Origin of the sequence: Lysinibacillus sp. CNPSo 3705, assembly GCF_028674935.1 — a bacterium.
Taxonomy (GTDB): domain Bacteria; phylum Bacillota; class Bacilli; order Bacillales_A; family Planococcaceae; genus Lysinibacillus.
Genome location: NZ_JAQZSD010000008.1, coordinates 90,147 through 105,500, shown reverse-complemented (window position 1 = coordinate 105,500; position 15,354 = coordinate 90,147). Strand labels below are relative to the sequence as shown.

General features: G+C 37.1%; 17 protein-coding genes. 7 read left to right on the top strand and 10 right to left on the bottom strand.

Translation table 11 applies throughout. The features are described from left to right. Nucleotides 1-215: 215 nt before the first annotated feature. Together PVA17_RS05110 and PVA17_RS05105 are read right to left on the bottom strand one after the other, a co-directional pair. A complete protein-coding gene (locus PVA17_RS05110; protein WP_049667605.1) occupies nt 216-416 on the bottom strand; it encodes a cold-shock protein in 201 nt (66 codons plus the stop codon). A gap of 674 nt (nt 417-1,090) precedes the next feature. Further along, nucleotides 1,091-2,014, bottom strand: a complete 924-nt coding sequence (locus PVA17_RS05105) for a helix-turn-helix transcriptional regulator (RefSeq protein ID WP_274067084.1) — start codon at nt 2,012-2,014, stop codon at nt 1,091-1,093. Nucleotides 2,015-2,207: 193 nt separating this feature from the next. On the opposite strand from PVA17_RS05105, the gene modA reads away from it, so the two are divergent. Both modA and modB read left to right on the top strand, forming a co-directional pair. Continuing rightward, entirely contained in the window at nt 2,208-2,966 is a 759-nt protein-coding gene (gene modA, locus PVA17_RS05100) for a molybdate ABC transporter substrate-binding protein (RefSeq protein WP_483308006.1), read from the top strand. Continuing rightward, on the top strand, nt 2,967-3,623 hold the full coding sequence (modB, locus tag PVA17_RS05095) for a molybdate ABC transporter permease subunit (protein ID WP_274067082.1): 657 nt from the start codon (nt 2,967-2,969) through the stop codon (nt 3,621-3,623). Between the two features lie 90 nt (nt 3,624-3,713). Here the strand turns inward: modB and moaD are convergent, their stop codons facing one another. The 5 genes from moaD to PVA17_RS05070 are packed head-to-tail and all read right to left on the bottom strand — an operon-like array spanning nt 3,714 to nt 7,224. Beyond that, nucleotides 3,714-3,947 carry a molybdopterin converting factor subunit 1 gene (gene moaD, locus PVA17_RS05090; RefSeq protein ID WP_132357035.1) on the bottom strand — a complete coding sequence of 78 codons (234 nt, stop codon included), beginning with the start codon at nt 3,945-3,947 and terminating at the stop codon, nt 3,714-3,716. Next, on the bottom strand, nt 3,940-4,419 hold the full coding sequence (locus PVA17_RS05085) for a molybdenum cofactor biosynthesis protein MoaE (RefSeq protein ID WP_274067081.1): 480 nt from the start codon (nt 4,417-4,419) through the stop codon (nt 3,940-3,942). Before PVA17_RS05085 ends, moaD begins: the two co-directional genes overlap by 8 nt. Then, a complete protein-coding gene (mobB, locus tag PVA17_RS05080; RefSeq protein WP_274067080.1) occupies nt 4,416-4,940 on the bottom strand; it encodes a molybdopterin-guanine dinucleotide biosynthesis protein B in 525 nt (174 codons plus the stop codon). Before mobB ends, PVA17_RS05085 begins: the two co-directional genes overlap by 4 nt. Next, a complete protein-coding gene (locus PVA17_RS05075) occupies nt 4,901-6,193 on the bottom strand; it encodes a molybdopterin molybdotransferase MoeA (protein ID WP_132357038.1) in 1,293 nt (430 codons plus the stop codon). The genes mobB and PVA17_RS05075 overlap by 40 nt, the downstream gene beginning before the upstream one ends. Nucleotides 6,194-6,207: 14 nt before the next feature. Then, entirely contained in the window at nt 6,208-7,224 is a 1,017-nt protein-coding gene (locus PVA17_RS05070; RefSeq protein WP_274067079.1) for a thiazole biosynthesis adenylyltransferase ThiF, read from the bottom strand. Nucleotides 7,225-7,344: 120 nt separating this feature from the next. Between PVA17_RS05070 and PVA17_RS05065 the strand changes: the two genes are divergently transcribed. Genes PVA17_RS05065 through moaC form a run of 3 tightly spaced genes read left to right on the top strand, consistent with a single transcriptional unit; the run spans nt 7,345 to nt 8,898 of the window. After that, on the top strand, nt 7,345-7,839 hold the full coding sequence (locus PVA17_RS05065; protein ID WP_274067078.1) for a MogA/MoaB family molybdenum cofactor biosynthesis protein: 495 nt from the start codon (nt 7,345-7,347) through the stop codon (nt 7,837-7,839). After that, nucleotides 7,836-8,423 (top strand): molybdenum cofactor guanylyltransferase, encoded by a 588-nt coding sequence (locus PVA17_RS05060; RefSeq protein WP_274067077.1) that lies wholly within the window; start codon nt 7,836-7,838, stop codon nt 8,421-8,423. The genes PVA17_RS05065 and PVA17_RS05060 overlap by 4 nt, the downstream gene beginning before the upstream one ends. After that, a complete protein-coding gene (gene moaC / locus PVA17_RS05055; protein ID WP_274067076.1) occupies nt 8,416-8,898 on the top strand; it encodes a cyclic pyranopterin monophosphate synthase MoaC in 483 nt (160 codons plus the stop codon). Before PVA17_RS05060 ends, moaC begins: the two co-directional genes overlap by 8 nt. A gap of 88 nt (nt 8,899-8,986) precedes the next feature. Here the strand turns inward: moaC and moaA are convergent, their stop codons facing one another. Genes moaA through PVA17_RS05040 form a run of 3 tightly spaced genes read right to left on the bottom strand, consistent with a single transcriptional unit; the run spans nt 8,987 to nt 11,180 of the window. Next, complete coding sequence (gene moaA / locus PVA17_RS05050) at nt 8,987-10,003, bottom strand: GTP 3',8-cyclase MoaA (RefSeq protein ID WP_274067132.1); 1,017 nt, start codon at nt 10,001-10,003, stop codon at nt 8,987-8,989. A gap of 1 nt (nt 10,004) precedes the next feature. Next, nucleotides 10,005-10,820: a formate dehydrogenase accessory sulfurtransferase FdhD gene (fdhD, locus tag PVA17_RS05045; protein WP_274067075.1), complete on the bottom strand. Its 816-nt coding sequence runs from the start codon at nt 10,818-10,820 to the stop codon at nt 10,005-10,007. Nucleotides 10,821-10,832: 12 nt separating this feature from the next. Beyond that, nucleotides 10,833-11,180 (bottom strand): Na-translocating system protein MpsC family protein, encoded by a 348-nt coding sequence (locus tag PVA17_RS05040; protein ID WP_132357045.1) that lies wholly within the window; start codon nt 11,178-11,180, stop codon nt 10,833-10,835. 753 nt (nt 11,181-11,933) lie between these two features. Here PVA17_RS05040 and fdhF point away from each other — a divergent pair. Continuing rightward, entirely contained in the window at nt 11,934-14,867 is a 2,934-nt protein-coding gene (fdhF, locus tag PVA17_RS05035; protein ID WP_274067074.1) for a formate dehydrogenase subunit alpha, read from the top strand. A 4-nt stretch (nt 14,868-14,871) separates the two neighbouring features. Beyond that, a complete protein-coding gene (locus PVA17_RS05030; RefSeq protein WP_132357047.1) occupies nt 14,872-15,348 on the top strand; it encodes a helical membrane plugin domain-containing protein in 477 nt (158 codons plus the stop codon). Nucleotides 15,349-15,354 lie beyond the last annotated feature (6 nt).

Below are 15,354 nucleotides of genomic sequence, written 5' to 3'. Positions count from 1 at the left end.
GTAAATAGTTTTGTTGACCCACCATTATTTAAGCTTGTTATATATCCTCCTACTCTTCAAAGTTTACCTTCTAACTATGTATACGGATTGATTTTTTATATAGTTCCAATTTTACACTTATTAACAATTCCATTTTGATTACAACTCTTCTTTTTTTGCATAAAAAAAAGGCATCCTACTGAAAGGATGCCTTTTTTATGGTTACATCATTAAAATTAAAGTTTTACGATGTTTGTAGCTTGAGGTCCGCGTTGGCCTTCTTCTACTGAGAACTCAACTTTTTGGCCTTCTTCAAGTGTTTTGAAACCATCACCTTGGATAGCTGAGAAGTGAGCGAAAACGTCATTTCCACCTTCTACTTCGATGAATCCAAAACCTTTTTCTGAGTTAAACCATTTTACTGTACCTTGTGCCATTTTGCATGACCTCCATTAATTGTATTTAAGTAAAATCATTTTACTTCAAAAGAAAAAATCCACATATTACAAAAAGCATCAAACAAAACACGATTACTCTTTGTAATATGTGAATTTATTGTTCTCTTGAAAACGATTTTATTATACTTAATATATAAGAAAAAATCATATTTGTCTAGTGTAAAAGCAGATTTTCTAAAATTTAGTTTCTTACTTCCCCGCTTCGTTACAAAAATAAGTTCAACTACGAGGTATATTTCATCCTTTTTAGATCCATGTACTCCGTTAGTTTACTCCTAATATTTTAAGAAAGAAGATAAAAAAGAAAACCAATTTGAGCAAATATTACAATGACATAAATTTTAGTTATCCTTTAAAATAAAGTTTAACAAACGAGCTTTATTAAGCTAACACAAGCACATTCTTTGTATTAGTAGGTCCGTCTGGTTCAGGGCGTACATTTGCGGCTTGGGGTAACAGCGACAGGATGCTTTTTTGAGCGAAAGCGAAGTGGTCAGCGACACGAGGTTGGTCACGCAAGCATTATCAAAGCCTGTGATGGTCTTAGCCTTCGTTCCTTTACTTGCTCGCTCTAAGGTCTCATCTGTCACGCTAATCCCAAGGAGCCGCTCCCATCTTCTGAATGACACCCAAATTTTTAGTGCTGAAAGAAGTTAAAGCGTTTGATATATAACTTGTCCCATTTGAGTGACGTCATAATCTCCTAGTGCGACTACTTCTGATTGGAATTCAGGTGAATTTAAAATCTCTTTTACCGATTCAACCAGCAGTTGGTTTTCAGGTGTTTTTAATAAAACAATATCATAACGTTCTCTAATAAGTGGTATAAAGTCAACCTCTATGAGTTTTGATATTTTTTCAATGCCTAGTCCAATGTCAGCATGCCCATTTGCGACAGCAGAGGCTACATCTATATGGCTCATTTCTTCTTCGTTATACCCATCTATTGAGGTTGGCGATATGTGATGAATACGTAATTGTTCATCTAGGAAAGTACGAGCACCTGAACCTTTTTCACGGTTCATCAATTTTAATGATTTGGTCTTAAAATCATCCATTGATTTAATTTGCAACGGATTTCCTTTTTGAACATAAAAGCCCGCTCGGCGTGAAATCAGATTGAGAAGAATATAAGAGTGACTTACAAAAATCTTTTTTAAATAAGGTGTATTATATTCCCCTGTATCCCCATCGTACAAATGTAAACTAGCAATGTCACAATCCCCGTTATACAGCGCCATGACACCGTTAAAGCTACCTTCATGCGAGCGCAACACTTTAATTGATTGTTTTTTCTCTATATATTTTCCTAATAAGTCTAAGGCTAAATCTTGTCCGCTAATAATAATTTTTTTATTTTTTGTCGAAGGAGTTGTCGAGGCAGTAGATGCAGCAGGAATGACCCCTGTCTTACTCTTTTGTATATATAATTGTAAATCGGTTTTATCCACTCGCATTTGTCGGCCTACACGAAAAATAGGTAAATCTCCCTTTTTTACTAAATCGTAAATCGTTAATTTTGAAACCTTTAATAATTGAGCCACCTCTTCAATCGTATAGGAATGTTCATGTGACATGTAAAAAATCTCCCCTTCTGCTTCTATTGATTCTATAGTATCGTAATTATCATATTTTTTACATCTTAAAAGTTTCTAGTGATTTGGTATTTCTTTTTTAGACATAACTAATTATAATTAGTTATGTCTTGTTATAACGAGTTATAAAAGGAGTACAATCAACGTGAAAAAGTATTATAGTTTAATAGCTTCAATGGTACTACTTATCGGCATTTTAGCAGGTTGTGGTAGCCAAGGAAGCAACAACAAAGTAAACGAACCAGTCGAATTAACGATTTCCGCAGCAGCTAGTTTACAAGATTCATTAGAAGAACTTCAAAAAAACTATGAAAATGAACACGATACGATTAAAATCACATTTAACTTTGGTGGCTCTGGTGCTTTACAACAACAAATTTTAGAAGGTGCTCCTGTGGATCTTTTCTTTTCAGCAGCAGAAGATAAGTTTGATGAGCTAGTTCAAAAAGGTTTAATCGATAAAAAACAAGGAACGGATCTTTTAGCAAACGAATTAGTGTTAATCGTTCCGAAGAAAAATGACAAACATATTCAATCATTTGGAGACTTAACAAAAGTTGATAAGATTGCTATTGGTACACCTGAAACGGTTCCTGCTGGCAAGTACGGTATCGAGACATTGAAAAACATGAACCTATGGGAAAATGCAGAACCAAAAGTAGTGTATACAAAAGACGTACGACAAGTTCTTACTTATACAGAAACTGAAAATGTTGATGCAGGGCTGGTTTATAAAACAGATGCCCTTGTATCAGAAAAAGTCGATGTCGTTGCTACAGCTAAAGAAGATACACATACACCTATTATTTATCCTGTAGGTGTTATCAAAGATAGTAAGCATGCAAAAGAAGCAGAAGATTTTTATCACTATTTACAAAGTGAGCAAGCGATGAAAGTATTTAAAAAATATGGCTTTCAGGGAACTCATTCATAGATGAGTACGGATTTCTGGTCACCGCTTAAACTTTCTATCGAAATAGCGCTTGTGTCAGGAGTAATTGTAATAGTAACAGGTATTCTATTAGGTAAATGGATGGCAAAGCGTAATTTCAAAGGAAAATTATTTTTAGAAACAGTGTTACTTTTACCATTAGTATTACCTCCTACTGTAATAGGTTTTCTTCTAATTGTTATTTTTGGTAAAAACAGTGTACTTGGTAACTTGATTACATGGCTTTTTAATCAACCCATTATGTTCACATGGTGGGCGGCGGTCATTGCCTCTACTGTTGTGGCATTTCCTTTAATGTATCAATCAGCAAAAACTGGCTTTGAAGCTGTTGATGTGGACATTGAAAACGCTGCACGTGTTGATGGTGCTCACGAATGGCAAGTTTTTTTCTTTATTTCTATCCCTCTTGCATTAAAATCAATTGTCTCAGGTGGAATTTTAAGTTTCACACGAGCTTTAGGTGAGTTTGGTGCAACCTTAATGTTTGCCGGAAACCTTCCAGGCAAAACGCAAACTACGCCACTTGCTATTTATATGGCAATTGGTTCAGGTAACATGTCACTCGCTTGGTCATGGGTGATTTGTATGATAGGTATTTCCTTTCTTATGCTTCTGAGCGTTCATTTCATGAAAGCATAAAATGAAACGTTAACCAGTAGCTCTTTCCCTACAAATATAGTAAAAGATGTAGTCGGTGCAAACTAAACTGTACCAACTACATCTTTTCTTTTACCCGCCACTAATGGGTGGAATAAACGCGATTGTATCCCCTTTTTTTACAACCGTTGCATCTGTTGCAAATTCCTCATTTACTGCTGTCATGACATGTTGTAAATTAACTTGTGAATATTGCGTTTCCATCCATTCTTTAATTTGTCCAACTGTATGGTCAGCTAGGTCTATACATAATTTTGACTCACCGATCATTTCTTGTAAGTGCGCAAACAATAATATGTTAATCACAAGATTCCTCCTCACCCATTGATGGATTTCCATTTGGATAAGGGACATTTTCTAATTGATCACCAATCCATTCAGTCCCATCTTCCCAATACTCTTTTTTCCAAATAGGTACAATTTGTTTAATACGGTCAATAGCATATTCATTGGCTTCATAGGCTATTTTACGATGTGGTGATGATACCGCAATTACTACGGCAATATCTGAAATTTCTAAATGACCAACACGATGTGTAATGGCTACTTTCGCTTCTGGCCATCGCTCTTGTATTTCTTTACATATTTGTTCAAACATTTTAATAGCCATAGATGGATAAGCTTGATATTCCAAATGTAGTGTTTTCTTGCCTTTCGTCATTTCACGTACTGTTCCGATGAAAACAGTGATTGCACCAGCATTTCGATCTGTTACTTTTTGTCTAACTTCTTCAACATCAATTGGTTTATCAATGATTTCAAACAACGATGTAGTCATGATTTTCTCCTCATTTCCTGCATAAGAAAATCCATATATTGTGCTTTTTCATTAATTAAAAAAGTTGGATAATCTAACGGTTTATTTAGTGGATATGTTGGCCAATAAAGAACACAGACGATATTGGTTACTTTTCCTAGCAAAGATTCATCTTCCGCCTGTCGCAAAAGAACAACCTTCGGATAGTCTTCATTTTTATAGCCTTCAATGAAAATGATATCCATCTGAAATGTTTCATAAATAGCTAGTATATCAGCAAGCTGCCAGTTACTTTGGTGAATACTCATGCGCAAAGTACCTTGTCCTTCAACTGCTGTTATACTTGCGCCAGCCTTCTCATGACGAACACTATCTTTTGAACTTTCGATCATAGGGATACCACCGTGTCCATGGTGCTTGATTGTTCCTACACGAAAACCTTCTGTCGTGGCTTGTGTAATGAGCTGTTCCATTAACGTTGTCTTGCCACTATTTTGGTAGCCTACGATTTGTAAGATTTTTCGATGTTGCCCCATGGCCACTCACTTCCTTGCAAATCTTCTAACAATAAAACAACAACTTGCATGCCTTTTTCGTATCCACGTGATCCACCTGGTAATACAATAAAGGCATTTGCCTCTGCTAAAGAAGAAACGGCACTAGATTTATCGAACCCAGAAGGAACTGCCATTAATTGACCGTTTTCGTAAGACGCATTCGCACGCACAAAACGGGTAAATGGATTCGGTTTTTTAAAGTCCGCATTTAAAATAGCGTGCTCTCTACGTAAATGTGGTTGCTTATTGCCAAAAGCCGTACGAATAATCGGTCGTGTAAATAATTCAAACCCAACATAGCACGCTGATGGGTTACCTGAAAGCCCAAATAATAATTGACCATTTCGAGCCGCAACAGTTGTGACACTACCTGGTCGCATTGCTACTTTATTAAAAAGTACTTGTGCGTCAATGGCTTCATAAATGGCAGGTAAGTAATCATAATCACCTACCGATACTCCTCCTGTTGTAATCAATATATCTACTTCCTGAAGAGCTTTTTCAACAGCTTGAATACATAAATTTAGCTCATCGCTAAACTTACCAAAATATTTGACGGTTGCTCCAGCACGTTCAATTTGAGCCATTATCATATAGGCATTACTATTACGAATTTTTCCAGGCTGTAAAGCATCACTTGGTTCTAGTAATTCACTTCCTGTTGCAATTACGCCAACGATTGGTTTTCGAAAAACAGGTACTTGATCATAGCCAAAAGTAGCAAGTAATGCGACAACACCTGGATTGATGTATTGCCCTTTCTCCATAAGAATTGCGCCTTTTTGAACGTCCTCTCCCTTATAGGAAATATTTGTTCCTGGTTCATAAGCGCGTTTAATCGACATATAAGGTTGATTGTCTTCTTCAAATGTGTGCGTTAATTCGAGCATTACGACTGCATCACATCCGTTCGGGATAGGAGCTCCTGTCATAATGCGCACCGCTTCACGATCACCAACTTCTCCCTCAAATACATAGCCCGCGCCAATTTCCCCTACTACTTTAAAGATTACTGGATTGTCTGAACTTGCCCCTTGACTATCGACCGAACGAATAGCATAACCATCATAGGGTGAACGATCAAAAGCTGGTACATCTTGGTCAGCAGCAACATCTTCTGCTAAAAAACGTCCATGTGCTTGCTGTAGTGAAACGACTTCTATTTTTTCTTGGAAGGCAAACTCCATGACACGTTGAACAGCTTCTCCAACAGCAATTGGTTTTCTTTTTTCTAACATTTTAGAACACTCCTTTATCCGAATAAACGATAATAAATGGTTTTAGCTTTTTGTATATCTTGTACACCGTGAATGACAACTCGTCCATCTTGGAAAATCACTAGTCGATAATCTTCAGCTTGGCAAGATAGTAAATAAGGATTTTGTTGAATATCACCATAGGGACTAAGTTGAACTGCGAGCTGATCAAAATTATAATGAATCGTTTTTACCGGACGTATTTGAATAGCATCGCGACCACATAATACGTTTAACTTTGTTTGATTTTCATATGATAAATACGGATAGGTCGGATTTTTGCCACAGGATGGACAATCATGATTGCGAACTTTTTCAACGTTAATTTCATAATGTTGATTTTGCCAAACATCAAAAGTTAAATAACTTTTTCGTAATGCTTCTTCAGCACCTACTAAAAACTTTAATACCTCAGCCACCTGATAAGCAGCTACGATTTGAACAGTCGGACTTATAATTCCTACTGTATCGCATGTCATCCCTGTATTGGGCATCGCTGCTAGCAAACAATGTAAACAAGGTGTTTTACCTGGCACAATCGTATAAGTAGCGCCATAACTGCCAACACAAGAACCATACACCCAAGGAATTTGATATTTTTGTGCAAGATCATTCATCATAAAGCGAATATCAAAATTGTCCGTTGCATCCACCATCATATCTACACCTGCAAGCAGTGGAATTATTTGCTCTGTATACGCATCAAGAATATATTCATTAATTTCCACCTCTGCGTTAATGCTTTGTAGTCGTTTTTTTGCAGCGATTACTTTCGGTACTTTTTCTTGCGCATCTTGTTCGGTAAATAGTTGTTGTCTTTGTAAATTACTCCACTCTACATAATCACGATCAATAATCGTCAACTTTCCGACGCCTGCCCTGACAAGCGCCTCAGCGCTAGCACTACCTAAAGCACCAACGCCTATCATCAGGACATGCTTTTCTTTTAGTAGTAGCTGCCCATTCTCTCCGATTGGGCTGAATAATTGTTGTCTAGAATATCTATTATGCATAAACGTTTTTGCCTTTCTTTCTATGAATTTTAGTTTGACCTTTTAATATATAGCTTTATAATAAAAGCAATGTTTTTCAGCAAAAACAAAAATCAACTTTATAAAAGGAGGTCTTTTACCTTGCATCCCACACATAGTGAACTTCTTATCCGAGCTGCCATTTTAACAGTGAGTGACACACGCACGAAGGCGGATGATCGTGGTGGTCAGCGTATTCAATCATTACTTCAAGAAGCTTCATTTGAATTAGTAGACTACCAAATGTCAAAAGATGAACCTCTTGAAATCTCCAATCATGTACTTAAATGGTGCGATGATCAAAGCATTAATACCATTATCGTAACAGGAGGAACAGGATTTACACCGAGAGACCAAACTTACGACACGATTCTCCCTCTTTTCGAAAAAGAAATGATGGGCTTTGGTGAATTATTTCGAACACTAAGTTATGAAGAAATTGGCCCAAAAGCCATGTTTAGTCGTGCAACAGCGGGTAGTCGCGATAAAACGGCTATCTATGTGCTACCAGGTTCCACGAATGCCGTGTCACTTGCCATGACAAAACTGATTCTTCCAACTGTGCAACATTTTATCGGTGAGTTGAATCGCATATGAAAATAGCTGGTGTTGTCTTAGCTGGCGGTCAATCTTCTCGGTATGGTCAACCGAAAATGTTTGAATTATTTGCTGGTCTGCCTTTATATAAGCACAGTCTCATAGCCTTCCAAAAAAATCAACTACAGCCTTTAATTATTGCTACAAATGCTAGCTTGCAATCGAAGTTTGTAGAAGAAGATGTCCAATGGAGCATTGAAAAACAGCCTCATCAAGGACCACTATTTGCCTTGCATCATATCATGACAAACTTCCCAGAAGTAGAGTGGTTTTTCGTCATAGCAAGTGATATGCCTTTTATTAATGCAGAATTTGTCCAAACTATGCTCACATTTATCGATAATCGTTATGATGCGATTGTTCCTAAACAAGCTTCAAGATTACAACCTCTTGCTGCTTTATATCGACGCAGCGCTTTACCAAAAGCACAGCAATTAGTCCAACAAAACAAGCGAAGTATGAAAGTCTTGTTAGAGCAACTTCAAGTATGTTATGTCCCATTTGAAGAAAGCTCCACATTTATCAATATCAACTCTCAACAAGATTGGTTACAAACATTCGAAAGGAAGTCTAATAATGAGTAATTTTACACACTGGAATGAAGAAGGTCGTCCGAAAATGGTCGACATTTCAGATAAAACAATCACAAACCGTACAGCGATCGCTCGTAGTACAATTACGTTATCCGATGAAGTCTATCAAGCTATCCAACAAGGAGGCATTAAAAAAGGCGACCCAACGCAAGTGGCACAAATTGCAGGGATTATGGGTGCTAAAAAAACTGCTGATATTATCCCAATGTGCCATCCAATTATGTTACAAGGAACAGATCTTCAATTTGACTATTCAAAAGCAGAAGTAGGTTACGAACTTCACATTCAAGCTACAGTAAAATGTAATGGTAAAACAGGTGTTGAAATGGAAGCACTAACTGCTGTATCCATTGCTGCTCTGACTTTTTATGATATGTGTAAAGCCGTCGACAAATCTATGGTGATTAAAGAAACATTCCTCGTTCAAAAAACGGGCGGGAAAAGTGGCAACTTTGTGCATAAATAAACAGAAAAAATCCGGCATTATTTTGCCGATTTTTTCTGTTTTTTTATCCCCATACGAACAGCACTAACTAATACCAACGCTATTTCGTCTAACCACCGATATGTGACATTTCAATTTTTGCGTGTTTCCTTTTTTCCATTGTCTGTTCATTTCGTTCATCGGAATAGCGATCTTTTCTATTTTCCCAAACATTCGAAATGCATTGGGTAATCGTTTCATCATCTTCCCCTGACCTTAACAATTCTCGTAGATTCGTTCCTTCTGTAGCAAATAAGCACGTATATAATGTTCCCTCTGCCGAAATACGGGCACGTGAACAACTGGAGCAAAACGAATCTGTTACAGATGATATTACGCCAATTTCACCTTGAGCATCCTCATATTGATAACGTGTAGCCACTTCCCCTTTATAATTAGGCGCAACAGGATGCAGAGGGGAAAGTTGATGGACTTGGTCAATGATTTCTTTCTTCGACACAACTTCATCTAGGCGCCAACCATTCGAATTACCGACATCCATATATTCAATAAAGCGAAGAATATGCTGTTTCTCTTTAAAATATTGTGCCATCGACATGATATCTTGCTCGTTTTTTCCTTTTTGAACGACCATATTAATCTTCACTTGTAAGCCTGCTTCTGCCGCTTTTTCTATACCTTCTAATACCGTTTTCACCTTTCCACGATGGCCATTCATCTCGAAAAAACGTTCCTCATTTAGAGAATCTAGACTAATAGCTACTCGTGATAAACCTGCTCTCGCCAATTCATTAGCATATTTTTTCAACAATGTGCCATTCGTCGTTAAGGCAATATCTTCCACTCCAGCTATACGATGTAGACGTTCAATTAATGTCGGCAGATCACGACGTAGTAAAGGCTCACCACCAGTAATGCGTACTTTTTTCACACCTAATGAAACGAAAATCTTTACTAATCGTTCGATTTCTTCAAAACTCAATATTTTATCGGACGGTAAAAAAGCATAATCTGGACCAAATACTTCTGCAGGCATGCAATATTGACAACGAAAATTACAACGGTCTGTTACTGATATCCTTAAATCTCTTAATGGTCTGTGTAGTTGGTCTTGTAGGTTGGTAATGTTAATCTCTTCCTTTCATTTTATTTGTAGGTAAATGAATACGTTCTTTGTGTGTATAAATATTAAGTGAATTTTGACGAATAAAGCCTACCGTCGTAATACCGAGTTGCTCCGCCAATTGCAATGCTAATTCTGTTGGAGCAGATTTAGATAGCACAATTTCACAGCCAATTTTCGATACTTTAAGTAAAATCTCAGATGAAATCCTTCCGCTAAATACGATAATTTTGTCCTGAATGCTAATTTTGTTTTTTAGGCAATAACCATAAATTTTATCTAAAGCATTATGACGCCCAATATCCATTCGGCTTAATAAAACGCCATTCGCATCACATAGCGCTGCATTATGAACACCACCAGTTTGTTTGAATGTTTCGGCCAAATCTTGCATATCGCGCATTAAACGAAAACAATCGTCTGTAGTAATACGCACATGAATGCCTTCCATTTTTTTAGCGACTAATGCATCATTAGCAAATACAAACCCTTGACGGCTCATGCCACAGCAAGAAGTAATGTAACGTTTATTTTGAATTTGTTGAAAGTAAGGATTCACACGCTTTGTTTTAACGTGCACAAATCCTTCTTTTTCTTGATGCCAAATGGCTTCAATATCTTCGTAATCGCGAATAATTCGTTCAGAAGCCAAATAGCCAATAACCATATCTTCTACATACTCTGGTGTACAAACCATCGTCACGAATTCTTGCTCATTAATCTTCACTGTGACCGCATATTCTGTGACAACAGTATCTTCTATTTCTTTGAATTGATTACCTTCAACACGTATAATTTCTCTAGTTACTGCGCGTTCCATATGGCATCCCCTTTATTCGCTAATATTATCTTCAAAAACAAAGACAGAAATAGCAAAATCTTCTTCAATTTTGATATCTGAAAATAAATGGAGTAACTTAGTGCCCATCAATTCTTCCATGCCGTCTGGAGGTGATTTAGTATACAAATCTTGAATCATTCTTGTACGTGCAGCATGAACCATTTTTAACCCTTCAGGCGTACTCGCAATAAATTTTTCTGTCGGTGTGATATTACCATATAAAGTTGAGACAGCCATGTTCTCTACGAAAACTGTATGAATACGCTCCGGTCCTTTTCCAAATATATCTTTGCGTAGTTTTCGAATAATGTCGTTGAACTCATGCACTTTTTTTGACATTTTAACGATTCTCCCAACGTAATTAATCTTTTTATCCTATGTTATGGGGGTCACCCTTACAGTTTGTTAATAATATAGCAACTTAAATAAAAATTAAAGAGAAAATATCCAATGATAATTATTATCAGTCCTCGATCAATTAAGCCTGCACAATTCATTCCTTTTAAAATCCGTGACATCCGCCGGAGGCTTTATCTTCATTCAGGAAGTAGGGAAACCTATTGAAAAAGAAGCTACATCTGAATTTATCTAACCACCTTCTGAGATAGGAATTTCTACTGAATGAAGATAAATTTTATTATAATTATTGTCGATTTTGGCTGAAAAGGCTATAATAATTGGTATTACATATGGAATGAAAGTATTTTGATTCCTTTGTCATGGTTTCTTACAAACAAGTTTGAACTATAGGCATGGTGGTTTTAATATTTAAATTCTATAGTTATATTGAATAAAAAATAAAAGTTGATTGAATTTTTAGCAAGACCTGTTAAGAATTTTATCCACCATGAATAAATAGCATGTTAGTACATGCCTTTTCATGGTGGATTTTTTTATTTTTGAGCAATATCAACATCGACAACAAATACTACATGTTTTTTGCATCTATGTTGGTGTAGAAGTTGGACAAATTGGGAAATGACATTATAACAAGACAAATTAAAATAAAAAAGCTCGTAACTCTATTCCCGTTTATCCTAAGTATTAACCTGTTGTCAAATAAGTCTCAAAGAGCAAAAGGAGGAAAATACCTTGACTACAATTAAAATTAATGGCCAACCGTATGATGTAGCAGAGGGGGCTACAATACTTGATACCATTAATCAAAATGGCATCGCCCATCCACAAATTTGTCATGTACCAGCTGTTGATCCTATCGAAACGTGTGATACATGTATCGTCGAAGTGAATGGACAATTAGTTCGCTCTTGTTCAACAAAAGCAGTAAACGGCATGGATATCCAACTTACTTCTGATAAAGCGAAAGCTGCACAAACAGAAGCGATGGACCGTTTACTAGAAAATCATTTGCTGTACTGCACAGTTTGCGATAATAACAACGGAAATTGTACATTACACAACACAGCAGAATTAATGGAAATCGAACATCAAAAATATCCTTATCAACCAAAAGTTGAACCACATGAAGTAGACATGTCTCACCCGTTTTATCGATATGATCCAAACCAATGTATCGCATGTGGACAATGTGTAGAGGTTTGTCAAAACTTACAAGTTAATGAAACATTATCTCTTGACTGGGAAGCCGAAAGACCAAAAGTAATTTGGGATGAAGGCGTGGCCATTAACGATTCTTCATGTGTAGGCTGTGGACAATGTGTGACTGTTTGTCCATGTAATGCTTTAATGGAAAAATCAATGCTTGGTGAAGCTGGTTTTATGACTGGGCTTAAACAAGAAACATTAGATCCGATGATTAATTTAATTAAGGAAGTTGAACCTGGGTATAGTGGTATCTTCGCTGTTTCTGAAGTCGAAGCAGCTATGCGTAGTAAACGTACGAAGAAAACAAAAACAGTTTGTACTTTCTGTGGTGTAGGTTGTTCGTTCGAAGTGTGGACAAAAGACCGCAAAATTTTAAAAGTGCAACCTTCTGAAGGTCCTGTAAATGCTATTTCTACTTGTGTAAAAGGAAAATTCGGCTGGGACTTCATCAACTCTGAAGAACGAATTACAAAACCATTAATTCGTAAAAATGATGCATTTGTTGAATCTTCATGGGATGAAGCGCTTGACTTAATTGCTACTAAACTAGGTGGTATTCAAAAAGAATATGGTTCTGGTTCTGTTGGCTTTATCTCTTCTTCAAAAATTACAAACGAAGAAAACTATTTAATTCAAAAAATGGCACGTCAACTGTTCGAAACAAATGACGTTGATAACTGCTCACGCTATTGTCAATCACCAGCTACAGATGGTCTACTACGCACAGTTGGTATAGGTGGCGACGCTGGAACGATCAAAGATATCGCAAAAGCTGGCCTTGTTATTATTGTTGGGGCAAACCCTGCAGAAGGTCACCCTGTTTTAGCTACTCGTGTAAAACGTGCCCATAAGTTACACGGTCAAAAATTAATTGTTGCCGACGTTCGTAAACATGAAATGGCTGAGCGTTCTGATATTTTCATGCGTCCAAAACAAGGAACAGACCAAGTATGGCTAATGGCTGTTACAAAATATATGATCGATCAAGGTTGGCATGATGAAGCCTTCATTCAAGAGAATGTGCACTTCTTTGATGATTTTAAAGATGTACTTGAAACATACACACTAGAATATGCAGAAAAAGAAACGGGCATTTCAAAAGAAACGTTGATAAATGTTGCCAAAATGATTCGTGATGCTGACGGTACATGTGTACTTTGGGGTATGGGTGTTACACAAAACACAGGTGGCTCCTATACATCAGCTGCAATTTCTAACCTACTTCTAGCTACTGGTAACTATCGTCGTCCAGGTGCAGGTGCCTACCCTCTTCGTGGTCACAACAATGTTCAAGGTGCTTGTGATATGGGTACACTACCAAATCTTTTACCAGGTAATCAAAAAGTAATAGACGACGAAGCACGTAAGAAATTTGAAGAAGCATATGGTGTGAAAATCAAACCTGAACCAGGTCGTACGAATATGGCAATGTTAGATGCGATCATGGAAGGTAAAATGAAAGCAATGTATTTAGTTGGGGAAGATATGGCACTAGTAGATTGCGATGCTAACCATGTAGATAAAGTACTTTCACAATTAGACTTCTTTGTTGTACAAGATTGCTTCCTTTCACGTACAGCACAATATGCAGATGTTATTTTACCAGCAGCACCTTCTCTTGAAAAAGAAGGTACGTTCACGAATACAGAGCGTCGTGTGCAACGACTATATCAAGTATTACCAACACTTGGTGAATCAAAAGCTGATTGGGAAATCCTTCAATTAGTAGCACGTCGCCTAGGTGCTGACTGGAATTACAGCCACCCAAGTGAAATCTTTGCTGAAATGGCTAGTCTTGCACCATTCTTCTCGCAAGCAAACTATGATGTATTAGAAAATTGGGGTAGCTTCTGTTGGGGTAGCCATGATGGTAAAGACACACCATTACTATATGAGGATGGCTTTAACTTCCCTGACAAAAAAGCTCGATTTGCTTTAAATGATTGGATTAGACCGGTTGAATATGAAGCGCAATATGATTGCCATATTAATAACGGTCGTATGCTTGAACACTTCCATGAAGGTAATATGACAAATAAATCAAAAGGGATTCAATCGAAAGTACCTGAAATTTTTGTTGAAGTATCACCAGAGCTAGCAAAAGAACGCGGCATTGAAGATGGAGCTCTTCTTCGTTTAGTGTCTCCTCAAGGCGCATTAAAATTAAATGCCCTAGTAACAGATCGCGTACAAGGAAATGAACTTTTCTTACCTATGAACTCTGTTAGCAAAGATTCAGCGATTAATTTCTTAACGGGTCCAGCTGGAGACATCAATACATCGACACCGGCTTACAAACAAACAAAAGTACGTGTAGAAGTATTGAAGCAAAAAGGAAAATCACCACTTCCTAGAACAAACCCACGTTATAAAAAACGTCATCCACAAAATGGTGTTGAGGTACAACGTAAATGGAACCGTCCTGGTTACGTTCACTTAACAACTAACGAAAGGGAGTGATTTCATGGCTGCACCAATTACGACAATTAAAAAAGCGCAACTAACTGAAGAACAACTAAAGGAAGAAAAGTTAGAAAATTTAAAGCAACTTCTTTCTGAGAATGAAGAAATGGTTAACCAGGTCTTTACGATCATGGCAGAATTAAATGATATTGGAGCGCTAGAAGCTGCTACGAAACTACTTGAAGCAAAAGAGGATGTTGCACATATTGCTCTTGGTCAATTAACGCGTAAGCCAGTGACGAATATTATCAACAACTTAATGGGTGTTGCGGGAGCATTAACCGAACTGAATCCCGAAACAACAACAAAGCTTGTTGAGGGCTTAAATACTGGTATAAATGAAGCGAACAAGGCCGTTGAATCGGACGAAAAGGTTAGTGCCTTTAAGTTGTTCAAAATGTTAAACGATCCTGATGTTAATCGTGCTGTAAACTTTGGCGTTCACTTCTTAAAAGGGCTTGGCAAAGGCCTAAAATAGGAAGGT